Source organism: Flavobacterium glycogeni (assembly GCF_048286775.1).
Lineage (GTDB): Bacteria > Bacteroidota > Bacteroidia > Flavobacteriales > Flavobacteriaceae > Flavobacterium.
Genome location: NZ_JBLVPV010000058.1, coordinates 1 through 2,616 on the forward strand (window position 1 = coordinate 1; position 2,616 = coordinate 2,616).

The 2,616-nt window shown below is 33.5% G+C and carries 3 protein-coding genes; 2 read left to right on the plus strand and 1 reads right to left on the minus strand.

What is annotated here, in order from left to right; genetic code table 11:
* Positions 1-691: 691 nt before the first annotated feature.
* Positions 692-1,069: a Fur family transcriptional regulator gene (locus ACNQGX_RS18235; protein ID WP_417978721.1), complete on the minus strand. Its 378-nt coding sequence runs from the start codon at positions 1,067-1,069 to the stop codon at positions 692-694.
* Positions 1,070-1,277: 208 nt separating this feature from the next.
* Between ACNQGX_RS18235 and ACNQGX_RS18240 the strand changes: the two genes are divergently transcribed.
* A complete protein-coding gene (locus tag ACNQGX_RS18240) occupies positions 1,278-2,186 on the plus strand; it encodes an NAD(P)/FAD-dependent oxidoreductase (RefSeq protein WP_417978725.1) in 909 nt (302 codons plus the stop codon).
* A gap of 41 nt (positions 2,187-2,227) precedes the next feature.
* Positions 2,228-2,476 carry a hypothetical protein gene (locus tag ACNQGX_RS18245; protein WP_417978723.1) on the plus strand — a complete coding sequence of 83 codons (249 nt, stop codon included), beginning with the start codon at positions 2,228-2,230 and terminating at the stop codon, positions 2,474-2,476.
* Positions 2,477-2,616 lie beyond the last annotated feature (140 nt).

Here is a 2,616-nt window from a genome sequence, read left to right on the forward strand (position 1 = left end):
TTGCTACAACTGCGTCGTCTTCTTTTTTTTGTCATTGTAAATGTTTTTTAATTAGTTTTACAAAGGACTAACATTTTCAGGTGACGCGCTACCGAAGGTTTAGTTCAACCGCCGTTTAGCAATATGGCGGGTTTAGGCTTAATTTAAAGATGGTTTTGTGCTTGGGAAATAGTCATTAACCGAAAGGTAGGCTTCCTTAATCCGCCACATCGCAAGAGCGCGAAAACGTTAGTGGCATTGTAAGGCGACACTTCAAGATAGACAACAGAATAAACAAATTTAATATGGAATTTAGACAATACAACCTTGACTATGCAGACACATTTGCACAAATGCGTAACAACCCCACTGGAGCTCGTTTGTCAACGTTCTTTGATTCTAGTTCCCCAAAAAAAAAATAAATTGAAGCATTTTTCTCAGTTTAAATTTGGTTGTATATGATTAGTTTAATCAGCCACAATTTATTAAAGTAGTATATTCACAGTATTAGCTTTTTATTTTGGGGTTTAAAAGTGAGTTGTAATGTTTTTAGCGCTCGTTTTCTTTTAATAATTATCAAGTGACTTTTTCTAGAAAGAATCTTAATTGTAGTTTAAATCCCATATATTTACTTTCTAATTAACAAAATTGAGTTCGTTTGGAGGTTTTTAGACGAACTGACGTTATGGGCAATTTTAGAGCGTGCATCCAACTACGAGCAATCTTTACAAATACCTACAAGGACACAGTTCATTTTTTCGACAACATATTTGTCGGGGACTGAAAAATTTACGAGTGAAGTAAGACACTCAATGGTCTCACATTTTGTGCAACGAAAATGAAAATGATTTACTGGCACAGTAACTTCATCACATTTTACACAGACAGCAAAATACTGTTTCCCATCATCAGCAACAATTTTATGGACAATTTCATCTTCACAAAAACGGTTTAATATCCTATAAATAGTAGCCCTATCAGCATTTACTTCCATTTGCTTTACAATAGCATCTTGACTCATTGCCCTTCCTTTGCTTGTCAAGACAGACAAAACAGCCTCTTGTATTACGGTATTTCTTCGTTTCATCATAAAGCAAAAATAGTCAAAAAATATTAATGCGACAAACTTGTAATAATTTAATGCGACATTATCGCATTAATTAAAATTAGTAGTATATTTGCCAAAAGAAATAGCAAGAAAAATGACTTCAAGACGCAAATTTATTCAACAAAGTAGTTTGGCTTTAACCGCATTGGCTTTGCCATTTCAATTAACCGCATTTACTAAATATAACAAAATGACAGACAACCAAAATTTTGACGTAATCATAATTGGTGGCAGTTATGCAGGACTTTCAGCAGGAATGGCTTTGGGAAGAGCTTTAAGAAATGTATTGATTATTGACAGTGGTAAACCTTGTAATGTTCAAACACCACATTCACATAATTTCCTAACTCAAGACGGAAAAACACCAAAAGAAATTTCAACACTTGCCAAACAGCAGGTTGAAAAATACGAAACCGTAAAGTTTTACAATGGACTTGCAACAAACGGAATAAAAACTGAAAACGGCTTTGAAATAACAACACTAACAAAGTACAAATTCACTGCAAAGAAATTGATTTTTGCAACAGGCGTAAAAGACATTATACCCAATACAAAAGGGTTTGCAGAATGTTGGGGGATTTCCGTTATTCATTGTCCATACTGTCACGGCTACGAATATAGCAATGAAAAAACGGGCATACTTGCCAATGGAGATATCGCATTTGAAATGGGAAAATTGATTAATAATTGGACAAAAGATTTAATAATATTTACAAACGGTAAATCGACATTAACCGTAGAGCAAACAGCAAAATTGCAAAAGCACAAAATAAAAATTATTGAAACCGTAATAGACCATTTTAATCATAGCAAAGGACAAATTGAAAGCATTGTTTTTAAAGATAAAACTTCGCGAAACGTAAAGGCTTTATATGCAAGACCAAAGTTTGACCAACATTGTGAAATACCAAAACAATTAGGTTGCGAATTGACAGATCAGAATTATTTAAAAATCGACCCTTTTCAGAAAACAACCGAACACGGAATATTTGCTTGTGGCGACAACACAACAATGATGCGTTCTGTTTCGTATGCCATTGCAATGGGTGGAATGGCAGGTGGAATGGCAAATAAAGAAATAATTGAAGAAAAATTTTAACGCCACTAAAATATTATCCTAACGACAATAACAATTTAAAAATGGTAGAAGTTTTCATAACAGATATTCAAAACCAAATTCAGGCAGACAACATTTTGAAAAATATTCAAAAAAACAATACTGACCTGAAAATCAACTTTGACCTTCAAGAAACGGACTTGCCTTTTCCATGTGGGCATACTATTTTGAGAATTGAAGGCGACGACATAAATTCAGAAAGTATTTTGACAACAGTAAAAAAATTAGGGTTTAACTGCGAAATTTTAGAGGACAAAATCTGCATAAAATGACTGACGAAGAAAAAAACTGCCCATAACAGCGGTAGCTGTTGCACAACCGTTCTAAAAATCTAAATCGGTACAAAACAATATAAAAACAACCTCGTTTTAGACTGCACCCAAAAGTTTAGACAAATTTATAATTAATTTTG